The 24,356-nt window shown below is 60.7% G+C and carries 18 protein-coding genes; 10 read left to right on the top strand and 8 right to left on the bottom strand.

What is annotated here, in order from left to right; translation table 11 throughout:
• Positions 1-70: 70 nt before the first annotated feature.
• Both FDP25_RS11175 and FDP25_RS11170 read right to left on the bottom strand, forming a co-directional pair.
• A complete protein-coding gene (locus FDP25_RS11175; RefSeq protein ID WP_154151724.1) occupies positions 71-889 on the bottom strand; it encodes an ABC transporter ATP-binding protein in 819 nt (272 codons plus the stop codon).
• A gap of 54 nt (positions 890-943) precedes the next feature.
• On the bottom strand, positions 944-2,935 hold the full coding sequence (locus FDP25_RS11170) for an AMP-binding protein (RefSeq protein WP_154151722.1): 1,992 nt from the start codon (positions 2,933-2,935) through the stop codon (positions 944-946).
• Positions 2,936-3,118: 183 nt separating this feature from the next.
• Between FDP25_RS11170 and FDP25_RS11165 the strand changes: the two genes are divergently transcribed.
• Positions 3,119-5,026, top strand: a complete 1,908-nt coding sequence (locus FDP25_RS11165) for a hybrid sensor histidine kinase/response regulator (RefSeq protein WP_154151720.1) — start codon at positions 3,119-3,121, stop codon at positions 5,024-5,026.
• Positions 5,023-5,724 (top strand): response regulator transcription factor, encoded by a 702-nt coding sequence (locus FDP25_RS11160; protein WP_154151718.1) that lies wholly within the window; start codon positions 5,023-5,025, stop codon positions 5,722-5,724. The genes FDP25_RS11165 and FDP25_RS11160 overlap by 4 nt, the downstream gene beginning before the upstream one ends.
• 173 nt (positions 5,725-5,897) lie before the next feature.
• Here FDP25_RS11160 and fdhF read toward each other — a convergent pair whose 3' ends face one another.
• Positions 5,898-8,678, bottom strand: coding sequence for a formate dehydrogenase subunit alpha (gene fdhF / locus FDP25_RS11155; protein ID WP_154151717.1), 2,781 nt, complete (start codon positions 8,676-8,678; stop codon positions 5,898-5,900).
• Between the two features lie 200 nt (positions 8,679-8,878).
• On the opposite strand from fdhF, the gene FDP25_RS11150 reads away from it, so the two are divergent.
• From FDP25_RS11150 to FDP25_RS11135, 4 genes are read left to right on the top strand one after another with little or no spacing between them, the layout of a single operon-like run.
• Positions 8,879-9,532: a histidine phosphatase family protein gene (locus FDP25_RS11150; protein WP_172982788.1), complete on the top strand. Its 654-nt coding sequence runs from the start codon at positions 8,879-8,881 to the stop codon at positions 9,530-9,532.
• A gap of 13 nt (positions 9,533-9,545) precedes the next feature.
• The gene (locus FDP25_RS11145; RefSeq protein WP_154151713.1) at positions 9,546-10,163 is read left to right on the top strand and encodes a glutathione S-transferase family protein; all 618 of its coding nucleotides are present in this window, start codon (positions 9,546-9,548) and stop codon (positions 10,161-10,163) included.
• Between the two features lie 11 nt (positions 10,164-10,174).
• On the top strand, positions 10,175-11,230 hold the full coding sequence (locus tag FDP25_RS11140; RefSeq protein ID WP_154151711.1) for a saccharopine dehydrogenase: 1,056 nt from the start codon (positions 10,175-10,177) through the stop codon (positions 11,228-11,230).
• Positions 11,231-11,233: 3 nt separating this feature from the next.
• Positions 11,234-12,376: a saccharopine dehydrogenase family protein gene (locus FDP25_RS11135; protein ID WP_154151709.1), complete on the top strand. Its 1,143-nt coding sequence runs from the start codon at positions 11,234-11,236 to the stop codon at positions 12,374-12,376.
• A gap of 57 nt (positions 12,377-12,433) precedes the next feature.
• On the opposite strand, the gene FDP25_RS11130 is transcribed toward FDP25_RS11135, so the two are convergent.
• Both FDP25_RS11130 and FDP25_RS11125 read right to left on the bottom strand, forming a co-directional pair.
• Positions 12,434-14,743 carry a hypothetical protein gene (locus FDP25_RS11130; RefSeq protein WP_154151707.1) on the bottom strand — a complete coding sequence of 770 codons (2,310 nt, stop codon included), beginning with the start codon at positions 14,741-14,743 and terminating at the stop codon, positions 12,434-12,436.
• 297 nt (positions 14,744-15,040) lie between these two features.
• Positions 15,041-16,699 carry an NAD+ synthase gene (locus tag FDP25_RS11125; RefSeq protein ID WP_154151705.1) on the bottom strand — a complete coding sequence of 553 codons (1,659 nt, stop codon included), beginning with the start codon at positions 16,697-16,699 and terminating at the stop codon, positions 15,041-15,043.
• A 155-nt stretch (positions 16,700-16,854) separates the two neighbouring features.
• Here FDP25_RS11125 and FDP25_RS11120 point away from each other — a divergent pair, with 155 nt between their 5' ends.
• Positions 16,855-18,291, top strand: a complete 1,437-nt coding sequence (locus FDP25_RS11120; protein ID WP_154151703.1) for an MORN repeat-containing protein — start codon at positions 16,855-16,857, stop codon at positions 18,289-18,291.
• 68 nt (positions 18,292-18,359) lie between these two features.
• Here the strand turns inward: FDP25_RS11120 and FDP25_RS11115 are convergent, their stop codons facing one another.
• The gene (locus FDP25_RS11115; RefSeq protein ID WP_154151701.1) at positions 18,360-20,264 is read right to left on the bottom strand and encodes an acyl-CoA synthetase; all 1,905 of its coding nucleotides are present in this window, start codon (positions 20,262-20,264) and stop codon (positions 18,360-18,362) included.
• A gap of 111 nt (positions 20,265-20,375) precedes the next feature.
• On the bottom strand, positions 20,376-21,353 hold the full coding sequence (locus FDP25_RS11110; protein WP_154151700.1) for a zinc ABC transporter substrate-binding protein: 978 nt from the start codon (positions 21,351-21,353) through the stop codon (positions 20,376-20,378).
• Between the two features lie 88 nt (positions 21,354-21,441).
• Here FDP25_RS11110 and FDP25_RS11105 point away from each other — a divergent pair, with 88 nt between their 5' ends.
• The 3 genes from FDP25_RS11105 to FDP25_RS11095 are packed head-to-tail and all read left to right on the top strand — an operon-like array spanning position 21,442 to position 23,458.
• Positions 21,442-21,924, top strand: coding sequence for a transcriptional repressor (locus FDP25_RS11105; protein ID WP_154151698.1), 483 nt, complete (start codon positions 21,442-21,444; stop codon positions 21,922-21,924).
• Positions 21,921-22,667: a metal ABC transporter ATP-binding protein gene (locus tag FDP25_RS11100; RefSeq protein ID WP_154151696.1), complete on the top strand. Its 747-nt coding sequence runs from the start codon at positions 21,921-21,923 to the stop codon at positions 22,665-22,667. Before FDP25_RS11105 ends, FDP25_RS11100 begins: the two co-directional genes overlap by 4 nt.
• Complete coding sequence (locus FDP25_RS11095) at positions 22,667-23,458, top strand: metal ABC transporter permease (protein ID WP_154151694.1); 792 nt, start codon at positions 22,667-22,669, stop codon at positions 23,456-23,458. The genes FDP25_RS11100 and FDP25_RS11095 overlap by 1 nt, the downstream gene beginning before the upstream one ends.
• A gap of 7 nt (positions 23,459-23,465) precedes the next feature.
• On the opposite strand, the gene FDP25_RS11090 is transcribed toward FDP25_RS11095, so the two are convergent.
• Positions 23,466-24,236 (bottom strand): sulfite exporter TauE/SafE family protein, encoded by a 771-nt coding sequence (locus FDP25_RS11090; RefSeq protein ID WP_154151692.1) that lies wholly within the window; start codon positions 24,234-24,236, stop codon positions 23,466-23,468.
• Positions 24,237-24,356: the final 120 nt, after the last annotated feature.

The raw sequence follows: 24,356 nt of genomic DNA, 5'->3' as shown, positions 1-24,356 counted from the left end.
GTTTTTCGAATTCCCCTGCGGCACCGACGTTTTACCGACGCAGTACCGACCTGTTGCCGACGTTGAAAAATCAGTCATGCGCCACCCCCAGATAGGCGTCGATCACCGCCTGGTTGTTGCGCACATCGTCGGGCGTGCCGTCTCCGATCTTCTTGCCGTAATCCATCACGACCACCCGATCGCTAAGGTCCATGACCACGCCCATGTCGTGTTCGATCAGGGCAATGGTGGTGCCGAACTCGTCGTTCACGTCCAGGATAAAGCGGCTCATGTCCTCTTTTTCCTCGACGTTCATGCCCGCCATCGGCTCGTCCAAAAGCAGGATCGAAGGCTCGGCGGCCAGCGCCCGGGCCAGCTCCACCCGCTTCTTCAAACCATAAGGCAGACGGCCCACCGGGGTCTTGCGGATGTGCTGGATTTCCAGAAAGTCGATAATCTTTTCAACGGCTTCGCGGTTGACGACCTCTTCCTTCTCGGCCTTCCCCTTCCAAAGCGCCTGCGCGAAAAGCCCGGCGTCCATCTGCCGGATGCGACCCGTCATGATGTTGTCCAGCACAGACATCCCGTCGAACAAGGCAATGTTCTGGAAGGTCCGGGCGATCCCCTGACGTGCCACCTGATAGGGTTTCATCGGCGGGCGCAGTTCCCCTTTATAGAAAACCTGCCCCTCTTGAGGGTTATAGAACCCGCTGATCACGTTCAGCATCGAGGATTTCCCGGCCCCGTTCGGCCCGATGATGGCGCGGATCTCGCCCTCGCGGATATCAAAGCTGATATCCTTGATCGCCACCACCCCGCCAAAGCGCAGCGTGATGTGTTTCATCTCCATCACCACACCGCCGATCTTGCGGCCATCCTCGGTGGTGTAACCTTCTGATGCATCAAGCATTTTTCAACTCCTTCGCGGCTTGGGCCGGGATTGTTCGGCAGGCGGATACAGCACTCATTCCGCCGCCACTTTCCCCGGCGCCGCCACCGGTGAGACCTCCGCATCGACAATTTTCAACGTCGCGCTGATGCTGCCCTTGCGGCCATCCTCATAGGTCACTTCGGTTGTGGTAAAGACCTCGTCAGACCCGTCGTAAAGCGCGTTCAGAAGGTCCTCGAACTTCTCGGCAATCACACCACGACGCACCTTGCGGGTGCGGGTCATCTCGCCATCGTCGGCATCCAGTTCCTTGTGCAGCACAAGGAACCGATGCACTTGGCAATGCGCCAGCATCGGATCGTCGGCGAGACTGCGATTGACCTCTTCGACATGCTCTTGGATCGTCTCAAGCACCTGCGGATGCCCGGCCAGTTCCTGATACGAAGCATAGCCAATGTTGTTGCGTTCGGCCCAGTTGCCCACCGCCGTCAGGTCGATGTTGATGAAGGCCGTGCATTCCTCTCGACCGTTGCCGAAAACCACGGCTTCCAGGATGTTGGGGAAGAACTTGAGCTTGTTTTCCACGTACTTGGGCGCAAACATCCGGCCATCGGCCATCTTGCCCACGTCCTTGGCGCGGTCGATGATCCGCAAATGCCCGCTGCCTTCTTCGAAGAACCCCGCATCGCCCGTCGCGACCCAGCCTTCCGGGTCCTTGGTCTTTTTCGTGCTTTCCTCGTTCTTGTAGTAATACTCGAACGTCCCCGCACTGCGATAGAAGACCTCGCCCGACTCGTCGATCTTGATCTCCACGCCGGGGGCCGGCACACCCACGGTATCGTTGCGCACCTCGCCATCGGGCTGCACCGTGATGAACACGCTGGCCTCGGTCTGGCCGTAAAGCTGCTTCAGGTTGATACCGAGCGACCGGTAGAATTCGAAAATCTCCGGCCCGATGGCCTCACCGGCGGTATAGCCAACCCGCACATTGCCAAAGCCCAGCGTATCCTTGAGCGGCCCATAGACGAACATATTGCCCAAGGCATATTTGAATCGGTCCCAAGCGCCCACGGGCTTGCCATCCAGAATAGACGGCCCAACCTTGCGGGCATGTTCCATGAAGGTATCGAACAGCCACTTCTTGAAGCGGCCCGCATCCTCCATCCGGATCATCACGTTGGTCAGCTGCGTCTCGAACACCCGCGGCGGGGCGAAATAATACGTCGGCCCGATCTCGCGCAGGTCGGTCTGCATCGTGTCGGCGCTTTCAGGGCAGTTCACGCAGAACCCCGTCCAATAGGCCTGCCCGATGGAAAAGATGAAATCGCCCACCCATGCCATCGGCAGATAGGCCAGAACCTCGTCATCCTTGTTCAGGTTATCGAACTCGGCGGAAGACTTCGACGCCTCGATGATATTGCGGTTCGACAGGACAACCCCCTTGGGTTTGCCCGTCGTCCCCGAGGTATAAAGCATCACGCAAACGCTGTCGTACGTCAGCTTTTCACGCCGCGCCTTGAGATCCTCGATGAACTCCCAATAGGCGGCGCGGCCCTGCTCCTGAATCCCTGTGAAGGTGTGCAGCTTGTGATGATCGTACTTCCGCAAGCCACGCGGATCGACGTAAATCATATGCTCGAACTGGTGCAGCTCGTCCTGAATGTCGATCAGCTTATCGACCTGCTCCTGGTCCTCGACAATCGCAAACCGCGCGCCACAATGATCCATGACATAGGCCATCTCCTCGGCGGCCGAATCCTGATACAATGGCACCGGGATCGCCCCCACCGATTGCGCGGCCACCATGGACCAATAGAAATGCGGACGGTTCCGCCCGATCACCGCGACGAAATCGCCTTCCTTGATCCCAAGATTGATAAAGCCAAGCGCAAGCGCTTCGATCTCTTTCCCGGTTTCCGCCCAGGTCCAGCACTGCCAGATGCCGTATTCTTTCTCGCGATACGCCATCTTCGACGCGTATTGCGTGGCGTTGCGTTGCAATAGCGCCGGAATGGACTGAAGCCCTTCCGCCGCCTGAGACGACTGTACCAAGTTTTCTCCTCCCATTGTCCGCCTAGCGAACCGCGCGCCCTCTCCCAGGGCGATTCTTCTGTCCCTTAAGGGTGCGGACCAAAACCTCGCCGTCAACTTTTTCCTGATGTTTTCGCAATCCTTACGAATTGTAACAGCCCCGGAAACAGCTTTGCCCGCCCGGTTTATGGTGCTAGCCAGACGTCGAAGGAAAACCTGATGACCGCCAGCAAAACCGATACCGATGCCATGACCATGGCGGGCCTGAACCTGATCCAGCAGGCCATGTCGATCTACGATGCCGACCTGCACCTGGCCGTCTGCAACCACCGCTTCCAGGAAATGTTCGACCTGCCCGACCACCTTGTGACACCGGGGGCCTCCTTTGCCGATACCATCCGGTTCCTGGCCATGCGTGGCGATTATGGCGAGGTCACAGACTTTGACGAATTCGTGCGCACCCGCGTCGAACAGGCCCGCGCGTTCGAGCCGCATTACATGGAACGCACCCGCGCCAATGGCCGGATCATCAGCGTCGAAGGCACCCCCCTGCCCCAAGGCGGCTGGGTTACCGTTTATACAGACATCACACGCACCAAACGGCAGGAAAGCCTGCTGCGCACCCGCTCCGAGGAACTCTCGGGCCAACTCCTCACCTACTCAGAAGAACTCGCCGCCACCAACCGCGAGCTTTCGGCCACCATCACGGCACTGGAAGAAACAAAGCGCCAGCTTACGGCCTCCGAGGCCCGCACACGCCTGACGACCGAGATGATGCCCGCCCATATCGCCCACGTCGGCGCCGACCGCCGCTATACCTATTCGAACCGGCGGCTCAGCGCGGTGATGCCCGGCAGCAACTCCGAGATAATCGGCCTGCCCATCGACGAGGCCTTGGGCCCGCAACCCTATAGGGCGATCAGACCCTACCTCGACGATGCCTTCCGTGGCAAAGCCTCGGTCTTCGAGTTCACCCATGAACCAAGTTCGCGCCGCATCCGCGTGGCCTTCACCCCCGAAGACACCCAAGGCGGCGTGTATATCCTGTCGATGGACATCACCGAAGAGGCGCAAACCCGCTCGGTCCTGCAACAAACCCGCCGCCGGGAAATGGCCGCGCAATTGACCAGCGGGCTGGCGCATGACTTTTCGAACCTGCTGACCATCATCCTCGGGATGCAATCCAAGCTGCAACGCATGGATTTGGGGGACGACGCCGAAACCCTCATCTCCGCCACGATCGGCGCGGCCCGGCGCGGTGGCGGGTTGCTCAACCGGATCGCGGATATGACCGGCCCGCGTGAACATACCCCCGCCCCCACCGACCTTGCCGCCTTTCTGGCCGACCTCGAAACCCTCGCCCGCTCCACCCTGCCCGATAACGTCAGCTTCACCATCAATAACCTCGCCCACCCCGGACGCTACCTGCTCGATCCGGGCATGTTGCAGGATTCGCTGCTGAACCTCGTGATCAACGCCCGCGATGCCGTGGAGACCCATGGCGCCATCACGCTCACCACCGCCTGCCTGCAAGACACCTGGCTGGAATTCACCATCGCCGACACAGGCCCCGGCTTTTCCAAAGCGGCTCTGACCCATGCGCTCGATCCGTTCTTCACCACCAAGGGCGGCGAAGGCTCCGGGCTTGGCCTGTCGATGGTCTATGACATGACCAAACTCGCCGGCGGACGTGTGAAACTGTCGAACACCGACACCGGCGGGCGGGTCTCGCTTCGCCTGCCGATGCGCCGCGCCGGGGCGGTGGACACCACCGGCATGGTACTCTTGGTCGAAGACAGCCCCGATCTGCGGGACACCATCCGCGATATGCTCCGCAATCGCGGCCACACTGTGATCGAGGCCAGCTCGGTGGACGAGGCACTGGCGCTCCTGAACGAATTGCCCGAGATTTCCGCGCTGCTCTCGGACATCTCGCTGGAGGGCGACAAGACCGGCCTCGACCTGATCCAGTCCCTGCCCGAAGGCCATTGCCCCGCCTATTTGATGACCTCCCTGCCACGTCAGGATCCGCTTCACGATGCGGCACGCCAAGTGGCCCCCGTATTGCGCAAACCCTTCGACGCCGCACAGCTTGATGCTTTCCTGAACCCGGATGCCATGCCATGACACAGCCGCTTGTCACCATCCTCGATGACGAACCCGCCATTCGCTCCATGCTGGCCGATGCACTGGAAGAGGCCGGTTTCCAGACCATGGCCTTTGGCCGTGCCACCGAATTCGAAGCAGCCCTGCGCAGTACCACCCCCGATGTCTGCCTTGTCGACCTGTCGCTACCGGACCGCGACGGGCTGACACTGGTGCACCGGCTGGCCTTGGAACAGGGGGCCGCCGTGATCATCATCTCGGGGCGCGCCGAAGTGCAGGACAAGATCACCGGGCTGGAATTGGGGGCCGATGACTACATCATCAAACCCTTTGACCCCGCCGAGGTGGTGGCCCGCATCCGCGCCCGCCTGCGCCGCGACAGCACCGCGCCACAAACCGGCGAAACCGCCCGCTTCAACGGCTGGACCGCGCATTTCGACCGCTACGTTCTGGAAGACGAAACCGGCACGGAAACCCCCTTCTCCCACGCCGAAGGCGAGGTCCTGCGCCTGTTTCTCGAACGCCCCAAGCGCCTGATCTCACGCAATGCCATGCAAGAAGCACTGGGCGGCGCGGCAGGCGAAAGCTTTGACCGCGCGATGGACGTACGCATCTCGCGCCTGCGCACCAAGCTGCGCGAAGACCCGAAAAACCCGCGCCTGATCAAGACGATCTATGGCGCGGGGTATATTTTCCTGGGCGATGTGAACTGGACCTGACAGGTTTTGCGCGCCTTGCGGCGCGCGGTGTGGGGGGCGCTGCCCCCGTCGCCCTGCGGGCGCCTCCCCCGGAGTATTTCTTGAAAGATGAAATTTGAGGAAGACCCTCTTCATCTTTCCCCAAATACTCCCGCCGGAGGCATCCGACATCAGCCACAAGCGCAGGCGGCAGGTTATTCCGCCGCCACCTGTCCATCTGCCGCTTCGACACGCACGGCCGAGTATTTGAACTCGGGAATCTTGCCGTAGGGATCGAGCGCCGGGTTGGTCAGGATATTGGCGGCCGCTTCGACATAGGCGAAGGGCAGGAAGACCATATCGGGCGCCACGGCGCGATCGGCACGGGCCATGACGTTGACACTCCCGCGCTTGGTGGTCAGGCGCACCATGCCGCCCGGTTCCACCCCCAGCTTGCGCAGGGTGGAGGGGTGCAGCGAACAGTTCGCCTCGGGCTCCACCGCGTCCAGCACGCTGGCGCGGCGGGTCATCGACCCGGTGTGCCAATGCTCCAACTGCCGCCCCGTGGTCAGGACCATGGGGTAATCGGAATCGGGCAGGTCGTCGGGCGGAATGACACTGGCCGGGGTAAAGCGCGCGCGCCCTTCGGGCCGCGGGAAGCCATCGCCGAAGACCACCGGCTCGCCCGGCCCTTCCGGATCGTTGCAGGGATAGGTGACGGCGTTTTCGCGCTCCAGCCGCGCCCACGAGATGTTATTGAGCGACTTCATGTTCAGCTTCATCTCGGCAAAGACATCCGCCGGGCTGTCGTAGAACCAGTGCAGCCCCATCCGGTTGGCCAGTTCCACCGTGATCGCCCAATCCTCGCGCGCCTCGCCCGGGGGCGTGACGGCAGGGCGGCCCATCTGGACCTGCCGGTTGGTGTTGGTCACCGTGCCGGATTTTTCATAGAAGGCCGAGGCGGGCAGGATCACATCGGCATAGTTCGCCGTTTCGGTGATGAAGATATCCTGCACCACCAGATGCTCCAGCTTGGCCAGCGCATCGCGCGCGTGTTCCACGTCCGGGTCCGACATCGCCGGGTTTTCGCCGAGGATATACATCCCCTTGATCTGATCGTCATGCACCGCATCCATGATCTCGGTCACGGTCAGGCCCTTTTCATCCGAGAAGTCACCCGACTTCCAGACCTCGGTAAAGGCATTGCGCACGCCATCGTCAGTGACCGACTGGTAATCGGGCAGGAACATCGGGATAAGCCCCGCGTCCGAGGCCCCTTGCACGTTGTTCTGCCCGCGCAGCGGGTGCAGGCCCGCACCGGGGCGGCCCACCTGCCCGGTCATCAGCGCCAGAGAGATCAGGCAGCGCGAGTTATCCGTGCCGTGGATGTGCTGGCTCACCCCCATCCCCCAGAAGATCATCGCCGCTTTGGCGCCCGCGAAATCGCGCGCCACCTGGCGCAGGGTCTCGGCGGGAATACCGCACAGCTCTTGCATCTTCTCGGGCGGGAATTGCGCCAGATGCTCTTTCTCGGCTTCCCAGTTCTCGGTGAAGGCTTCGATATACTGCTGGTCGTAGAGCCCCTCTTCGACGATCACATGCATGATCGCGTTGAGCATCGAGACATCCGCGCCGGGCTTGAACTGCAACATATGCGTCGCGAACCGGCGCAGGCCCACGCCGCGCGGGTCCATCACGATCAGCTTTCCACCGCGCTTGGTGAACTGCTTGAAATAGGTCGCGGCGACGGGATGGTTCTCGATCGGGTTACAGCCGATGGCAATCGCCACATCGGCATTCTCGATCTCGTTGAACGTGGCGGTCACGGCCCCCGAACCAACATTCTCCATCAGCGCCGCCACCGAGGACGCATGACACAGCCGCGTGCAGTGGTCCACGTTGTTGTGGCCAAAGCCCTGCCGGATGAACTTCTGGAAAAGATACGCCTCTTCGTTGGTGCATTTGGCGCTGCCGAACCCGGCCACGGATTTGCCACCGTGATCGTCTTTCAGGCGCTTCAGCCCACCGGCGGCCACGTCCAGCGCCTCGTCCCACTCCGCCTCGCGGAAGAACTGCTGCCAGTTGCCCGGGTCCACGTTCAGCCCCTTGGCCGGCGCATCCTCGCGCCGGATCAGCGGCTTGGTCAGGCGGTGATCGTGGTGGATGTAGTCAAAGCCAAAGCGCCCCTTCACACAAAGGCGGCCTTCGTTCGCAGGGCCGTTGATGCCCTCGACGTATTTCACCTTGCCGTCCTTGACCTTCAGGCTGACCTGGCACCCCACCCCGCAGAACGGGCAGACGCTTTCGACCTCGCTGTCGTAATCGGCGCTGTCGCCCACCTGGGCGTCATCCACCACGCTTGCGGGCATCAGGGCCCCGGTTGGGCAGGCCTGCACACATTCACCACAGGCGACACAGGTGCTGGCGCCCATGGGATCGTCGAAATCGAATACCGGATAGGCATCATGCCCCCGGCCCGCCATGCCGATCACGTCATTCACCTGCACATCCCGGCAGGCGCGCACGCAAAGGTTACACTGAATACAGGCGTCCAGATTGACACGCATCGCCACGTGGCTGTCATCCAAAAGCGGCACGCGGTCCTGCTCCAACTTGGGAAAGCGGCTTTCGGTGACGCCGTTCAGCTCGGCCATATCCCAAAGGTGGCTCGATTGGTCATGTGAGGTATCGCGCTCGGGCTGATCGGCCAGCAACAGCTCCATCACCATCTTGCGCGAGGTTTCGGCGCGCGCTGAATCCGTGGTCACCACCATGCCATCGGCGGCCTCGCGAATGCACGAGGCGACAAGCGTCCGCTCGCCCTCCACCTCGACCATGCAGGCGCGACAATTTCCATCCGGCTTATACCCCGGTGCGGGCTTGTGGCAGAGGTGCGGAATCTTCAACCCCCGGCCATTGGCCACCTCCCAAAGGGTCATGCCTTTCTCGGCTTCGACTTCCTTGCCGTTGAGGGTCAGTTTGATGGTCTCGGACATGGCGCGCCTCCTTGTTGTGGCATGGTAAAGCACGTGGCGGATTTTGGGAGTCTTACAATCCCGACACCTCGCCGCGAATTTGCGCCGTAGACGGCGCATAAAGTTTCCGATCAGCAACAGCTTGAGACTTGGGAAAATTCCTTCGCCCCGCCTTCCAAGTGCTCTCACGCTGTCCTATGCATGGCGCCGGGAGAATGCGCATGACCGAATTGACACTGGTACGGCACGGACAGGCCAACGCGGCGGCCAAGGACCCGGACAGTTACGATATCCTGTCCGACCTCGGCCACGATCAGGCCCGTTGGCTGGGCGAATATATCGCCCCGCTGGGGCAGTACGATCGCGTCGTATCCGGCACCCTGCGCCGCCAGTTCGGCACCGCCGAAGGGGCCAACCCGACCGGCTTGCCCCACAGCACCGATGCCCGGCTGAACGAGCTTGATTACTACGGCCTCGCCCATTCCCTGCGCGACAGTCACGGCGTCCCTTTCCCCGATACCCCGGAAGGGTTTGCCGCCCATGTGCCGCAGGTTCTGGATGTCTGGCGCTCGGACGGCATGTCGCCCGATCTGGAAAGCTACAAGGCATTTCGCGCCCGTATCACCGATGCCCTGCATGACATCGCCAAGGACGGTCCCGGTGCTCTGGTCGTCACTTCCACCGGGGTCATCGCCACGCTCACCGCCATCGCCCTTGGGCTGGACACCTCGGCCAAGACCAAGATGTTCCTGACCGTGGCGCATACCTCCATGCACAAGTTCGAGTTGCGCCGCGACGGGCTTTACCTCACCCAATACGGGGCCACCCCGCATCTCGACACCCCCGACCGGGCCTTCGCCCGGACATTCGTGTGAAAGGCAGAAGACCATGAAATTCTACTACGCCCCAAAGACCATCTCGGTCGCGACTGCCGTAATGCTCGAGGAAACCGGCCTGTCTTATGAAGGCATCAAGGTGGATTTCGCCAATCAAGAGCAAACCAGCCCCGAATATCTGGCCATCAATCCAAAGGGCCGTGTGCCCTCCATCGTGACCGATGCGGGCATCCTGACCGAAACCGGCGCGATCCTTGAATATCTCGCCACCCAAGCCCCCGACAAGGTGACCCTCCCCACCGATCCTTGGGCCGCTGCGCAATTGCGCAGCGTGATGTACTATCTCGCCTCCACCTTCCATGTGAACCACGGCCACCTGCGCCGCGGTCATCGCTGGGCGAACGAGGAAAGCTCGTTCCGCGACATGGCCGCGAAGGTGCCCGAAACCATGGCCGCCTCCGCCCGCTTTATCGAGGAAAACTGCGCCCTGTCGCCCTTCGTCATGGGCGGCGCGCTAACTCCCGCCGACCCATGGCTGTTCGCCATCTGCACATGGCTGGACGGCGACGGCGTGGACATTCGCAACACCCCGAAACTCGCCGCACATTTCGACATGATGAACGCCCGCCCTTCGGTTGCCGCCGTGCGCAAAATGGGCATTCTGGACTAAGGACAACACGCATGACACACCTCTGGGTTCGATCCGAGCAACGCCCCAACGAAGACCGCACCGGCCTCACCCCCGAAGGCGCGGCCAAACTCATGGAAAAGGGCCTGCGCGTCACGGTCGAAGAAAGCAGCAGCCGCATCATTCCCATTGAAGGCTACCGCGCCGCAGGCTGTGAAATCGCGCCCGAGAATTCATGGCCCGAGGCCCCGCGCGATGCCATCGTCTTCGGGCTGAAAGAACTGCCCGACGATGACACGCCCCTGCCGCATCGCCACATCATGTTCGGCCATGCCTTCAAGGGCCAGCATTCGGGCCGCCGCCTTCTGGAACGCTTCAAGGCGGGGGGCGGCACACTTTATGACCTCGAATACCTCGTCGACACGCAAGGTCGCCGTGTCGCAGCTTTCGGTTACTGGGCGGGCTACGCCGGCGCGGCGGTCAGCCTCATGGCTTGGGCGGCACAGAAATCAGGCGGGCTCTGCGGCCCGGTCTCGGCCTACCCCGACAAATACGCTCTTCAATCCGACCTTGCCAAACGGCTCGACGCCACCGGCCTACCCCGCCCCTCGGCCATCGTCATCGGCGCACTGGGCCGAGTCGGCACCGGCGCGGCCGACCTCTGCACCGCCATGGGTGTTGCACCCACCCGCTGGGACATGGCCGAAACCGCCAACGGCGGCCCCTTCCCCGAAATCCTGCAACACGACATCTTCCTCAACTGCATCTTCGCTCGCCCCGGCACGCCCGTCTTCGTCCCGCAAGAGGCCCTGACCGCGCCGCGCAGCCTCTCGGTCATCGGCGATGTCGCCTGCGACCCCGACAGCGATTACAACCCCGTGCCGGTATACTCCGAGGCCACCACATGGGATGCCCCAGCCACCCGCGTGCATGACGCCCCCCCGCTGGACGTGATGGCGATCGATAACCTGCCCTCCCTCCTGCCGCTGGAATCCTCCGAAGATTACGCGGCACAGCTCTTGCCCTCCCTGCTCACCTTGGACAGGTTGGACCAAGATGTCTGGGCGCGGGCCGAGACCACATTCAATGACAACATGAAAGGGATCTGAGCGATGACAATTCACTGGTGCGGCACCGGCCTTTCGGCCATCCCCGGGCTTCGCCGCCTGATCAAGGCGGGCCACGACATCTGCGTCTGGAACCGCTCGACCGACAAGGCCCAGGCCGCCGTGGGCGACCTCACGGACAACATCAAAGCCTTCGATTTCGACACCCTCTCGGGCGAGGTCTCCGAGGGCGATCTGGTGGTCTCCATGTTGCCCGGCGACTGGCACGTGCCGCTGGCCGAAATGTGCATCAACAAGGGGGCGCATTTCGTCTCAAGCTCCTACATCGCACCGGAAATGCGCGCGCTGCACGCCAAGGCCGTCGTGCGCGGCATCTGTGCCGTCAACGAAATCGGCCTCGATCCGGGTATCGACCACCTGATGGCGCATCACCTCGTAGCCGACTACAAGGCTTCCGATGCCTACTCGCCCGACAATGACCTCAGCTTCATTTCCTACTGCGGCGGGATTCCCAAAACCCCCAACCCCTTCCGCTACAAGTTCAGCTGGTCCCCCTTGGGCGTGCTCAAGGCCCTGCGTTCCCCGTCCCGCTCCGTCCGCGACTTCGAGGAACTCAACGTCGCCCGCCCGTGGGACGCGATCAGCAGCTACACCGCCCCCCTACCCGAGGCCGAGACCTTCGAGGTCTACCCCAACCGCGATTCCATCCCCTTCATGGAGGATTACCAGTTCTCCCCCGACTGGCGGGTCAAGCAATTCGTCCGCGGCACCCTGCGCCTCAACGGTTGGACCGAGGCCTGGGCCGACGTCTTCCGCGAGATCGAAACGCTGGAAGGCGAGGCAGGCGAGGCGCGGCTCAAGGAAATGTCCGATCAGTTCTGGGCCGAGAACGCCTATGACGAGGGCGAGCCCGACCGCGTCGTGCTCTGTGTCTCGCTCAAGGCCGAGCGCGACGGCAAAACCGTCTGGCACAAGACCTATGTCATGGACGCATGGGGCGACGAGAACGGCACCGCCATGGCGCGGCTTGTCTCGATCCCTGTGTCGCTGGCCATCGAATCCGTGCTGAACGGCGAGATCGAGCCGGGCGTGTCCCCCGCCCCGAACGATCCAGCCCTCGTGGAACGGTACCTGGGCGAAGTTGGCAAACTCGCCCAACACCTCGCCGTGGTCGACCACCTCGCTTAAGCGCATTCATCAAGGCCCCGGGTTTGCCCCGGGGCCTTACCCGCCCGCCGGGCGGTTTCACTCTTCTTTCAGATACCCCATGGCCCTTTCAATTTCGGCGTCCAGAAGGGCTTTGTCGAGGGTATGCGCATTGCCAAACGGCACCGCGCCAAAGCCCGCGAAAAGAAAGCCCAGAGCGGTTTTCGCACGGCTGTCATAGAACAGAACCGACAATAACTCCCGGCAGCCATCCGGCCCACAGGTGACGCCGATGTAAACATCCTGCACCCGCCGATTTTCCGGCAGTCGCGTCACCGTGTCGAAGGAACTGTCGAACAACTCAAGTATATCCGCCCCGTTGTCTTCGGCGCGAATGGCCGATTGCACCGGCTCAAGCGCAAGAATGTCAAAGAAATTTCCACCATCCAGCGCCCCTGTCGGTGATGCGGGTTGGCGACGGGCGGCAATCGCCTCTGCGCGCTGCCGCTTCTTTTCCTCTCGCGCGCGTTTGGCCTCGGCCTCTTCGGCTTGGCGGCGCTCCTCTGCCGCGCGCCGCTCGATCCCCTTCCAATCCTCTTCCTCCGGCAGGGGAATCTCCACCGACGGGCCGGATTGCACCGACACCGACAGCGCGCGGGACGTATCATTGCGACCCGGGAAAATACGGAAGGTCGAGGGCACACCACTTTCCGGCGTGAGCGTCGCGTCGATCCGCGCGCCGTCCCATGTCACCTCGACCTCATCGGTCGCGGTACAGGCGCCGAAAGCCTTCGACAAACGCCCATAATTCGGCCCCGTCACCCAAAGCCAGCGATAGGCCTCCTCGCAGCCCTTGGGCAGCATCGGGCCGGAAAACCGGATCAGGACATAGGCCTCGGTCACCGCCACGATACGGGCACTGTCGGGGGCAAACCCCGGCACCAGAACCTTGCCGCCGATCCGTGGCGCGCCATCCTTGAAATCCACCTCGGTGTCTTCAAGGCGCTCCCAGAGTCGCGGCTTAATCGGGGTCACATCGGCCGACCACCCGACCCACGGATAGTCCACCTCGGGGGGCGGCGGCGCGTTCTTCTTGCGCTCCGCCTCGATCTCTTCGGCACTCATCTGGTGCATCACCGGCGCGCCGGTGCGGTATTCGGTTTCGGGCCGGGTGACGATGGTCCCGTGAAAGGTGCCAAAGGTATTCTCCCCCTTGATACGCAGCGGCGAGGCCACCGTGGACCAAAGCGCAGCCGTCGGCATCTTGGGCAGTGTATAGAGATCACTATCAGACCGCGCCGTATTCAACACCGCGATTCCGAAAGGGACGTTCCTGACCTCAAGATCAACCGCCTCACCGCAGACATTGAACATATCCGACAGGCGCGCATCCTTGCCTCCCTTGTCTGCCACGACCCAACGCAGCCAGCTATCGCACTCCCCCTCCGGGTGCGCCATCCGGAACCAGATCAGCGCGCCACCATCCGTGGTGATAACGATCTTCGCCGCCTCGGGCCGGAACTGATCGGTCAGGGGTTTCCCGTCGACGTGAAGCTGCACACCGCCGCGCGGGTCCGGCACGATGGCAAGCGGCATCGTAAAGCCGGGCTGTGAATAATGCGCGGCGGCTGCAACGTTGACACTATCGCTCAGCACAAGGGTGTAATCCTCCGATGGCGCAAGCGTGAAGCGCGGCATCTCTTGTTTCGGGTCAGGCTCCGGGGCCTCGTCTGGCACCTGCGAAACCTGCGGGGCCGGGCTATCCTCGTTATCCCCGCGATTGCGCGGCGTTTCGAATTGTCCCTTCGCAAGATAAAGCAATACGCCCTCGGGCTCCGGGTCGCCGCGTTCGCGCAGCACCAGACGCCCCTTTTCGATCGACACGTCAAGACACTCGCGCCCAAGGCAAACAGCATGTGAGTCAACGCTGGCCTCAGCCTCGAAATCTGAGCCGGTCGTGATATAGGCCCCCATACCATCGGGCCGGACCTCAAGCGCCGTGATCTCGCCCACGTCGAAATAAAGCCGCCCCGGAAGGCTTTCACGCAGGTCCCCTTTCCACGAGGTTGGATCATGCGGCATCCGCCCCTTTCGCGCGGTCAAAAGACGCGAGGACCCAAGCGGATCATCCCCCACCAAGCGCCAGCCATCCCCCGCACGCGCGACCGTCGCCCAACCACGTCCGATACCGTATTGTTTCGCGCCTTTGCACACCTCCTTGGCCCCGGCCTCGAACCGAAAGCACAGCACATCCCGATCCGCCCTGCGCCATGGCACACTGTTTCGGGTGCCATTCGCATAGGTAAACTCCGCCTCGCCATTCTTTCCCAGATAAACCGACCAGACCGCCCCGCTTTCGGCCGTGGCGGCAATAAGCGTATGACCACCCAGTCTAGAAACTGGCGGCATGGTTTCCGACAGGACAAGCGAAGGAAAAAGAACAAGGCAAACGCACAGAACAGGACGCAGACAACGACGCAGAAGAGGCATATCGGAAGGCTACCGCTTTAAAGGTTAAACTCGCGTAAACATGTCCGAATTTCCGCCGCCTTTGGCAAGGGCCGGACGGTCAAATTATGACCACGCTCCGGCGCATCACGGGCGAAGTTTCGTACGACTCGTACGACGCTCGTTCAATGTGCCCTGAGTTTCGTACGAAAATCGCGGTAAAATCGTACGAGTCGTACGAAAATTGTCCCGGGCCGCTCAACTCGGATCACGCCAGCGGTTGACGATGGGATATCTCCGGTCCAGCCAGAACGCCCGCTTCGATAAACGTGTCCCCGGAGCGGACTGAAACCGTTTGTATTCAGAGATATAAAGCAGATGCTCGACACGCTTGGCATCGTCCCGATCATATCCCGCCGCCACGCAATCGGCGATGCTCCCGTCCTGATCCACCAGAATCTCCAGAATACCGTCCAAAACCGCATATTCCGGCAAACTGTCTTCATCCTTCTGATCCGGTGCCAGTTCGGCACTCGGGGGGCGGTCGATGATGCGTTGTGGGATGACCTCACCACCGGGGCCTTGCATCCAGTCGCGGTGCTGTTCATTGCGCCAGCGGCAGGTTTCAAAGACGCGGGTTTTATACATGTCTTTCAACGGGTTATACCCACCCGACATATCGCCATAAATGGTGGCATACCCCACGGCGACCTCGGATTTGTTGCCGGTGGTCAGTAGCATCTCGCCGAACTTGTTGCTGATCGCCATAAGCAACAGCCCCCGCAACCGCGACTGGATATTCTCCTCGGTCACATTGGGTTCAGTGCCTTCGAATAGCGGCGCAAGCGTATTGGTGATCGCCTCCCGCCCCTCTGCGATCGGCACGAAATCATACCGACACCCAAGATTTTCCGCGAGGGTTTGCGCATCCTGTAGCGAAATATCGGCCGTGTACTCCGATGGCAGCATGACACAACGCACGTTCTGCGCGCCAAGCGCATCGACCGCCACCGTGGCCACGAGGGCCGAGTCGATTCCACCCGATAACCCCAACAAAACCTTGGAAAATCCGGTTTTCCGCATGTAATCGCGCAAGGCCAGAACCATGGCGTGATAGTCCTGCTCATGCGCGTCCGGGATCGGTGCAAGATCGCCTTTTTCGATGCGCCACCCATCCGGCCCGCGTTCCAGATCGATATGCGCGATACCTTCCTTCATCAACGGCATCTGCACCGCCAATTCGCCACCGGGATTGAGCGCGAAGGTCCCGCCATCAAATACTTGATCGTCCTGCCCGCCGAGAAGGTTGAGGTAGATCAGCGGCAATCCGGTCTCGACCACACGCGCCACCATAAGCTGATGTCGTACCGCCAATTTTTCGCGGTAGTAGGGAGAACCATTTGGAACCAAAAGGAATTCCGCGCCCGTCTCGGCCAAGGTTTCCGCGACATCTTCGAACCAGCTATCCTCGCAGATGGGCGAGCCGATACGCACACCATCAACCGTGTAGGGCCCGGTCACCGGGCCGGATTCATACAGACGCTCTTCGTCAAAGACGGTTTCATTGGGCAAGTGATGCTTGAGTATACAAGCAGAAATCTTGCCGCCGGAGAGAATGTAATAGGCGTTATATAGGCTTGCCCCCTCAAGTGCAGGCCCACCAATGCCCATTGCAGGACCATCCGCACACTCACGCGCCAAGGTTTCAATCGTTGCAATGGCATCTTGGTGAAAGGCGGGCTTCATCACAAGATCCTGGGTGTTGTACCCGGTGATAAACATCTCGGGCAGCGCCACAAGGTTCGCACCGGCCTGTTTTCCAGCCTCCCAAGCGGTTCGCGCCTGTGCCGCGTTGCCGTCGATATCCCCCACTGTCGGGTTCAATTGCGCCAATGTCAGACGAAAGCGATCGGACATGCCCGTACCCCCGGAGTTGCATTCTGCGCCAGATTTAGCAGATCGTTGCCCAAGTGAAAGCCGATTTGGGCAAAACCCGTTGTCAGCCCTGCGTGCCTCCTCTAAATTTCGGTTAATCCGCCACATGGGGCGTGTCGGGGCTTTGAGGGCAGTTTATGACAAAATCACTGATCACATCCGTTTTGCTCGGGGTTACAATCGCCAGCTTTGCACAAGCGCAAGATGGCGAAGTACGGACCAAGCAATATGATGACGGAGGGGTCTATGAAGGCACCTTCAAGAACGGGCTGCAACACGGTACCGGCACCTACACCCTGCCCAACGGCTATGAATACGTCGGCGAGTGGGTGGATGGTGAGATCAAGGGCAAGGGCGTTGCCCGCTTTCCGAATGGTTCGGTTTACGAGGGCGAGTTCGAAAAAGGCAAACCCAACGGGGTGGGCAAGATCGTCTTTACCGATGGCGGCACCTACGAGGGCACATGGGCCGATGGCAAGATCACCGGACAGGGCGTGGCCGTCTATGCCAATGGAACGCGTTATGAAGGTGGCTTTCGCAACGCCATGCACCACGGGCAGGGCCGGATGGAAAGCCCGGGCGGCTATGTCTACGAGGGCGAGTGGGTCAATGGCGTGAAGGAAGGTCAGGCCACGATCACCTATCCCGACGAGGCGGTGTACGAAGGCGCCGTGCAACGCGGGGCACGGCACGGCGAAGGGAAGCTGACCATGCCCGATGGCCTTATCTACGAGGGTCTTTGGAAAGAGGGTCAGATCGACGGCGAAGGCCGCCTGATCCAACCCAATGGCGATATCTACGAGGGTCAGCTTGTCAGTGGCCGGCGCGAGGGCAAGGGCAAGGTCACCTATGAAAACGGGGATGTCTACGAAGGCGATTTCCAGGATGACCGCCGCCATGGTCAAGGCGTATTCACCGGGGTCGACGGCTATCGATACGAAGGCTCATGGGTGGCTGGCAAAATCTCGGGGCAAGGCAAGGTGACCTACCCCGATGGCTCGGTCTACGAGGGCGAGTTCCGCGATGACCTTGCCAATGGACAGGGCAAGATCGTCTACCCCGATGGCTCAACCTATGACGGGGAATGGAGCGGCGGCGTCATCGACGGGCAAGGCAAGGCGACCTATCCCAATGGGCTTGTCTATGAAGGCGAATTCAAGAACGCCAAGAACCACGGCCATGGCGTGATGACCTATGCCGATGGCTACCGCTATGAAGGGCAATGGCGCGACGGACAACGCCACGGCCAAGGGACTGCGACCTACCCCGACGGCACGATCTATGAAGGTCAGTTTGCGAACGGGCAGCGCCATGGACAGGGCAAGATCACCATGCCCGATGGCTTCACCTATGAAGGCGAGTGGCAGGAAGGCGAGATTTCCGGCCAAGGCGTCGCCACCTATATCAACGGCGATGTCTACGAGGGCACCTTCCTGAACGGCAAGCGTCAGGGCGAAGGCACAATGCGATATGCCACGGGTGAGGAAGCCTCAGGTCGCTGGCAGGATGGTGCCCTGACCGAGGCCACAAGCCCCGCCGATGACGGTGACAATACCGATACCACCAGCGAATAGGGCACGTTCAAAACCACGAAAAAGGGCCGGTCACTTGCCGGCCCTTGTCTTTTGGCACCGATGCAGACCTATTCCTCGGTCTGCGCCTCGGTAACCCATTCCCATGGCCTCACGAATTGCCCCAGCACATGCGATACGGCCTCTTCATCCACATCGCCGGACTTTTCGACCTCTGCGACGAGGCCGCGTTTCTTGGTGTCTGCCACACTGACCACGCGGGCGTTCAACCCGGCCTCTTCAAGCGCCGCATTGTAAATCCGCGTGATCGCCCGCTTGCGCAGATCGGGTTTAAATACCTTGCCCACGGCAGTCTTGGGCAATTCATCCAGCACCTCGATGTGCTTGGGTATGGCGGCACGCTCATGCACGTGAACCTTGCAGTGCTCGCGCAGCTCCTCACCCGTGACGGTGCCGCCTTCGATCAACTCGACATAGGCACAGGGGATTTCGCCGGCATGTGCGTCGGGCTGGCCAATCGCACCCGCCATGGCCACATCATGATGCGCCAATAGCGCCTCTTCGATATCCGCGGGGTCGATGTTGTGACCGCCGCGAATGATCAGATCCTTGGCACGTCCGGTGATCCAGAGATACCCATCGGGATCAATCCGCCCCAAATCTCCTGTGCGCAGATGCGTTCCGTAATGGTAAAGGTCGCGGTTCTTCTCGGACTCGGTGTATGTGTTTCCCGCGTAAACCCCCGGGTTCGAGATGCAGATTTCCCCCACCTCGTCCGCCGCGCATTCAACAGGGTCGCCATCCGGCCCCACGTTGATGATCCGCACATCCGTATAGGGGAAAGGCACCCCAACCGAGCCCACCTTCTTTTCACCCGCGGGCGGATTGCAAGACACAAGGCAGGTCGCCTCCGTCAGGCCATATCCTTCGATCACCGTCATACCCGTGGCACCCTCGAACCGCTTGAACAGTTCAAGCGGCATCGGTGCCGAACCGGAGAACGCGTTCTTGACCATGGAAATATCCGCATCCACGGGCCTTTGCATCAAGGCGGAAACCGCTGTCGGGACGGTAATGACAAAGGTTGTTTTCCAGCGTTCCAGCAATTTCCAGAAATTGTCGAACACCCCATCCCCGCGATAGCCCGCAGGCGTGGGAAACACCACATGCGCGCCCGATTTGATCATCGCCATGAGGATCACGTGGCAGGCAAACACATGGAACAATGGCAGGGGGCACATCACGCTGTCGTCTTCTGTGAATAACAGGCGATGTCCCAGCCACCCGTTGTAAACCATCCCGGAATAGCGGTGTTGTGCAACCTTGGGCATCCCTGTCGTGCCCCCGGTGTGGAAATAGGCCGCCACCCGGTCTTTGCCACTGTCCTTGAACTGAAGCGTGACAGGCTGTTTGGCCAATTCCTTGGAAAAACATTTCACATCCGCGTGGTGGTTGCCCGTGTTCTTCGGGCGGACCAAAGGCACGATCCAGCTTTTTGGCGGCGTGAGATAACGATTCAGGTCGATTTCAAGAACCGTGTGAACAGACGACGCATGGCGCACCGCCTCGGCGGTTTTCTGGGCGATGTCCGTTTTCGGAAACGCCTTGAGAGTGACAACGACCTTGGCCTTGGTTTCCCGCAGGATCGCGCCGATCTGTTCGGGTTCCAGCAGGGGATTGATGGGGTTCACGATCCCGGCAATCGCACCGCCAATCGTGGCCACAGCCGTTTCCAATGAGTTGGGCAGCACAAGCGCCACAACGTCGTCTTCGCCGATTTTGAGATCGCGAAACAGATTCGCCGCCCGGCAAACCTGATCATGGAATTGCTGCCACGTCATGGTCTGCGCCTTGTCGGTCGCTCCAGACAACAGCTGGTAACTTATGGCGGGTCGGTCTGGGAACACATCCACCGTGTTACGCAACATGGCATAAAGCGTTTCCGGTCGGTCACGCTCCTCCCACGGCTTTTCATTCTGAATATCAAGCGCATCCTGCCGCGAGGCAAAACTCATCTGCAATCCTCCCCGAAACGCGCCAGTTCTGTCAGCGCGATTTTTTCCCTTCGCGACAGAATGGGCGGCTTTGACCGCCCACGCAAGTTTTACGCTGCGTTTCGGGAGTTTTCAGCTTTCACCCGCAAGGCACTGTGCCACCTCATCCCCTATGGCCTTGAGCGTGGCGATGTATTGACCTGGGCCTTCCGTCTGCGCCATCCCCAAAGGATCAAGTGTCCCAAGGCGAATGTCGTCGCCGAAAACGGAGCCGATCACATCCGTGTTGAACTGCGGTTCTGCGAAAACGCATTGAATATCGTGCTCGGCCACCAGATCACGCAAGGCCGCAAGACGCTTGGGCCCGGGGTCACTTGCATCACTGAGCGAAAGCGCGCCAGCCGAGGTCAAACCGAAACGCTGTTCGAAATACTGATAGGCGTCGTGGAAAACCAGGAATTCCTTTGCACGCAGACTGTCAAGCTGTGCCTCGATCGCGGCTTGCAACGCCTCGATCTCTTCCTGCCCCGCCTTGGCATTATCGCGATAGGTGGCGGCATTCGCCGGGTCGAGTGCGGCAAGTTCCTCGGCGATCACACCAAGCCATGCCGTGGCATTGACCGGATCCAACCATGCGTGCGGGTCGGTGCCGTCGTGGTCGTGTGCGCCATGATCATCATGATCAGTCTCATCATGCCCATGGTCATGCTCGGCGCGCTCCGCCCCATGATCAGAATCATCATGTCCGGCAGCCCCCAGGGCATTGTTGTCCCGCGTTTCAAGAACAACTGTATCCGGCAGCTCCAGCAAGGTTATGACCTTCGCTTCACCTGCAAGACTGTCCAAGGCCTGCTCCATCCACGGGGTCAGTTCTTCACCGACCCAGACAACCAAATCCGCATCTCCAAGCGCCTTGGCCTCGGATGGCCTCATGGCATAACCATGCGGTGACTGTCCCACACGAACCACCACATCAGGGCTGTCCACGCCATCCATCACCGTTGCCACAAGGGACTGTATCGGCGCAATGTCTGTCGCAACTTTGGGCGTTTCAGCCTGAGCCGCTTGCGCAAGAAGAAGGGCCGCAACCCCGAAGACAGTTGTTCGCATGTCTCACCTATGTGTTATATTATTACATCTCACTTGGCTTGCTAAATGTAATTGTATAACATATCAAGCGCAAAATGAGGTATCCGACATGAGCACCATTGGATTCGAACAGCACGATCACTCCGATTGCATTCAGGGCGGCCTGAAGGCGGTAGAAAAGGCATGTTCCACGCGCGGGCTACAATTCACCCCCGTCCGCAAGCGCGTAATGGAGCTCTTGCTTGAAGGGCATCGTGCCATGGGGGCCTATGAAATCCTTGATGTGCTTCGTGATGAGGGCCTCGGCTCACAGCCGCCGGTCGCATACCGGGCACTGGATTTCCTCGTGAGTTCCGGCTTCGCGCATCGTATCGAGCGACTCAATGCCTTCACGGCCTGCATGCACCCCGGCGAGGATCATACCGCCGCCTTCCTGATTTGCCGCGCCTGCGATGCCGTAGCCGAAGCCTACGCCGATCCGGCCAAGGGTTTGCTTGGCGGGGCGGCGCAACAAACCGGGTTCGAAGTGGAAACCGCCGTAATCGAAGCCGTGGGCCTTTGCCCCAATTGTCAGAAAAGCCCATCGACATGAGCCTTGTGAAAACGACCGGCCTCGGCGTGCGTCTGGGGGGGCGGCAAGTCCTCGATCACGTGGACCTTAGCATCGCCCCCGGCGAGATCGTCACGATCGTCGGCCCAAACGGGTCGGGCAAATCCACGCTATTGCGGGCACTTGTCGGGGCGATCAAACCGACAAGCGGCAAGGTGAGCCGCGCTCGGGGCCTGCGCATCGGTTACGTGCCTCAAAAGCTGCATATTGACCCGACCTTACCCATGACGGTTGGCCGGTTTCTCAACTTGCCCAAACACCATGGCCGCGCCGAAACACGGCGCGCACTTGAGGAGGCAGGATTGCCCGACCTCGCGACCCAGCAAATGGCAAGTCTCTCCGGCGGGCAGTTTCAAAGGGTCCTTCTGGCGCGTGCGCTTATGGAAACGCCTGACCTATTGATACTGGATGAGGCGACGCAGGGCCTCGATCAACCCGGCTCGGCTGCCTTTTACAGGAAAATCGAAGACGTTCGGCAAACCACCGGCTGTGCCGTCCTGATGGTCAGCCACGAATTACACGTCGTCATGAGCGCCTCGGACAGGGTGATCTGCCTCAATGGGCATGTCTGCTGCGAGGGCAAGCCCGAAGCCGTGGCGCAGGCCGAGGAATACCGTGCCATCTTTGGCACCGGCACCGGGGGCGCACTTGCGCTTTACCGGCACGACCACGATCACGAGCATGACGCCAGTTGCAGTCACCCGACCGAGGAGCATAGCCACTGATGCTGGATGATTTCCTGATCCGCGCGGCCCTTGCCGGGCTGGGTGTCGCCCTTGCCGCCGCCCCTTTGGGGTGTTTCGTGGTCTGGCGGCGCATGGCCTATTTCGGCGATGCCACGGCGCATGCCTCGATCCTTGGGGTGGCCGTTGCCCTTGGGTTCGGCATTTCGATTTTCACCGGCGCGCTTGTCGTCGCCCTTCTCATGGCGGCAACGGTTTCGACCCTCAGTGGCCGGGGCTATGCCATGGACACGCTGCTTGGTGTTCTGGCCCATTCGGCCCTGGCCTTCGGGCTTGTCGCGGTGTCCTTCCTGTCTGGGGTGCGCATCGACCTGATGGGGTATCTCTTTGGCGACATCCTGGCTGTCGGCACGGGCGATCTTGCGGTGATCTGGGGCGGGGCACTACTGGTCGTGGCGATGCTTTTCTGGCGATGGCAGGCGCTCTTGACCACCACGATCAGCCCGGATTTGGCGCAGGCCAGCGGGATTGATCCTCGCCGCGAACAGATGGTCCTGACGCTTGCCTTGGCCTTGGTTGTGGCCGTCGCGATCAAGGTTGTCGGCGCGCTTTTGATTGCCGCGATGCTCATAATCCCGGCTGCCGCAGCGCGGCCACTGGCCACGACACCTGAGCGCATGGCCGGATTGGCCGTGGCAATCGCCGGAACCTCTGTTTTGGCTGGCCTGGAAGTATCTTTCGTGATGGACACGCCAACCGGCCCGACGATTGTCTGCACTGCCGCCCTGTTGTTCGCGGCCACATCAACCCTGACCGTGTTCAAGCGCGCCTGAAACAAGCTCATCCCATAAGGCCTCGACGAATCAGGTTGGCCCCGGCAATCAACAAAACCACTAGTGTCATACGGCGAAAGGCACTCTGATCGATCCGGTCCTGCACAGAAAACCCAAGGCCAATCCCGATCACGGCAGGCACTACCAGAAAAGCGGATAGTGGGGCCGTTTCCTGTCGAAACACCCCCGAAGCCATGTGCGCAAACATCAAGGCCACGCCGCCAAGGCCAAAGATCACACCCTGAATGCGCATCTGCTCATGTTTGTCTAGGTCTTGGGCCGTTAGCATCGCAACAGTCGTCGCCCCCCAGACCCCGGAGATTCCCCCGAAGAACCCGGTCACCCCACCGATAGCCCCTTCAATCCATGGGCTGGGATTGGGGGGAAACCGTAACGGCCTTCCCAAAAGCGACGAAACCGCAAAAAGCGTGATCGGCACCCCGATCATCAACAAGACGATATGTTGCGGCAAAACCGCCACCAATTGTGCCGCGAAAACAAGCACGATCACTCCTGCCAATAGAAAAACCCGAAAACGACGGATTGCTTCCCATGCCGCCTTGGGGCCCTGTCGCAGGGCTTGCCAAAGATTGGTGACAAGCGCGGGAAGGATCATCCCGGCAATCGCCAATTCCGCTGGCATGACAGAGCCAAGACCGGAAATCATGACCATGGGCATCGAAAACCCAACGACCCCTTTCACGATACCCGCAAAGAAAGACACGAAAATGATGACGCCCCAGGCTGACGGGCTGGCGATATGCATTAAATAATCCATCAAGTCTTTCTAACAGTTTACGCTTGCGCTGCACCGCAAAACTCAACGCGCAACTTTTGAACAATAGTGACGCAGTTTTGGCATAATAGTTGCGCTGCACCTGCGAAATAGCTAGGTAAG

It is taken from the genome of Roseovarius bejariae (assembly GCF_009669325.1).
Taxonomy (GTDB): Bacteria; Pseudomonadota; Alphaproteobacteria; order Rhodobacterales; family Rhodobacteraceae; genus Roseovarius; species Roseovarius bejariae.
Note: the sequence above shows the minus strand (reverse complement) of the source record. Positions and strands in the feature narration are given on the sequence as shown.

What these genes read in the sequence shown, in the direction of transcription:
- FDP25_RS11175 (WP_154151724.1), bottom strand. Translation starts at nt 889, where the DNA reads ATGCTTGATGCATCAGAAGGTTACACCACCGAGGATGGCCGCAAGATC.
- FDP25_RS11170 (WP_154151722.1), bottom strand. Translation starts at nt 2,935, where the DNA reads ATGGGAGGAGAAAACTTGGTACAGTCGTCTCAGGCGGCGGAAGGGCTT.
- FDP25_RS11165 (WP_154151720.1), top strand. Translation starts at nt 3,119, where the DNA reads ATGACCGCCAGCAAAACCGATACCGATGCCATGACCATGGCGGGCCTG.
- FDP25_RS11160 (WP_154151718.1), top strand. Translation starts at nt 5,023, where the DNA reads ATGACACAGCCGCTTGTCACCATCCTCGATGACGAACCCGCCATTCGC.
- fdhF (WP_154151717.1), bottom strand. Translation starts at nt 8,678, where the DNA reads ATGTCCGAGACCATCAAACTGACCCTCAACGGCAAGGAAGTCGAAGCC.
- FDP25_RS11150 (WP_172982788.1), top strand. Translation starts at nt 8,879, where the DNA reads ATGACCGAATTGACACTGGTACGGCACGGACAGGCCAACGCGGCGGCC.
- FDP25_RS11145 (WP_154151713.1), top strand. Translation starts at nt 9,546, where the DNA reads ATGAAATTCTACTACGCCCCAAAGACCATCTCGGTCGCGACTGCCGTA.
- FDP25_RS11140 (WP_154151711.1), top strand. Translation starts at nt 10,175, where the DNA reads ATGACACACCTCTGGGTTCGATCCGAGCAACGCCCCAACGAAGACCGC.
- FDP25_RS11135 (WP_154151709.1), top strand. Translation starts at nt 11,234, where the DNA reads ATGACAATTCACTGGTGCGGCACCGGCCTTTCGGCCATCCCCGGGCTT.
- FDP25_RS11130 (WP_154151707.1), bottom strand. Translation starts at nt 14,743, where the DNA reads ATGCCGCCAGTTTCTAGACTGGGTGGTCATACGCTTATTGCCGCCACG.
- FDP25_RS11125 (WP_154151705.1), bottom strand. Translation starts at nt 16,699, where the DNA reads ATGTCCGATCGCTTTCGTCTGACATTGGCGCAATTGAACCCGACAGTG.
- FDP25_RS11120 (WP_154151703.1), top strand. Translation starts at nt 16,855, where the DNA reads ATGACAAAATCACTGATCACATCCGTTTTGCTCGGGGTTACAATCGCC.
- FDP25_RS11115 (WP_154151701.1), bottom strand. Translation starts at nt 20,264, where the DNA reads ATGAGTTTTGCCTCGCGGCAGGATGCGCTTGATATTCAGAATGAAAAG.
- FDP25_RS11110 (WP_154151700.1), bottom strand. Translation starts at nt 21,353, where the DNA reads ATGCGAACAACTGTCTTCGGGGTTGCGGCCCTTCTTCTTGCGCAAGCG.
- FDP25_RS11105 (WP_154151698.1), top strand. Translation starts at nt 21,442, where the DNA reads ATGAGCACCATTGGATTCGAACAGCACGATCACTCCGATTGCATTCAG.
- FDP25_RS11100 (WP_154151696.1), top strand. Translation starts at nt 21,921, where the DNA reads ATGAGCCTTGTGAAAACGACCGGCCTCGGCGTGCGTCTGGGGGGGCGG.
- FDP25_RS11095 (WP_154151694.1), top strand. Translation starts at nt 22,667, where the DNA reads ATGCTGGATGATTTCCTGATCCGCGCGGCCCTTGCCGGGCTGGGTGTC.
- FDP25_RS11090 (WP_154151692.1), bottom strand. Translation starts at nt 24,236, where the DNA reads ATGGATTATTTAATGCATATCGCCAGCCCGTCAGCCTGGGGCGTCATC.